The organism is Nostoc sp. KVJ20 (assembly GCF_001712795.1).
Taxonomy (GTDB): Bacteria; Cyanobacteriota; Cyanobacteriia; order Cyanobacteriales; family Nostocaceae; genus Nostoc.
Map to the genome: position 1 here is coordinate 1 of NZ_KV757864.1, position 699 is coordinate 699.

At 37.1% G+C, this 699-nt stretch carries 1 protein-coding gene; it reads right to left on the reverse strand.

Annotation, left to right across the window (positions count from 1 at the left end):
* Positions 1-206: 206 nt before the first annotated feature.
* On the reverse strand, positions 207-699 hold a 493-nt coding region (locus A4S05_RS38345; RefSeq protein WP_141699953.1), incomplete at its 5' end, for a CHAT domain-containing protein.

Genomic DNA, 699 nt, shown 5'->3' on the forward strand with positions numbered 1-699 from the left:
CATCACCACAACTTTAGCGGGTATGGCTGTAGAATAATCCAACTAACAGTGCAAGAAAGTAGCACGGTTAGGATTTCTAGGTTTTCCCCGCCGCCCCGATTACCTCCATGCTTCTCCAGTATGCGCCAACTTTAGCCATTGGTTGAAACTCCCGAAATGAATTCATCAAAAGATTCATAAATTCGCATTGCTCCCAACGAAGTGAGTTAAAGCCAATTTCCTAATAACACGAAAGTTGCCCAAAAATAAGGACGCTTTTCTTTTTTCAATAGAGCTAATTGGGCTTGCTGAAGTGCTTTAGCTCTAGTTGTTCCTTTGTTTAATTCTTGATACAAGTAATTCATAATTTCACTAGTAGAAAAATCATCTATTGACCATAAAGTTGCCACTATACTTTCTGCTCCGGCTCTGACAGCGATTCCAGCTAATCCTAAAGCTGCTTGTCGATCGCCTGTAGCAGTTTCGCACGAACTAAGAACTAGTAATTCAATATAATTAGAATAATTTGAGTTATTTCGCTTGAGTAAATCAACTAAATCTTCAATATTGAGCAGTTGATCCCAAGTGAGAATAAAAGTTTTTTCAGGATTAGAACTAAATTGACTGTGAGTCGCTAGATGAACTACAGAAAAAGCAGATGATTGTAGTTTATTTTGAAGATTAGTTTTAGTAAATTTGCTATCTAAAAGTTCTTCACTC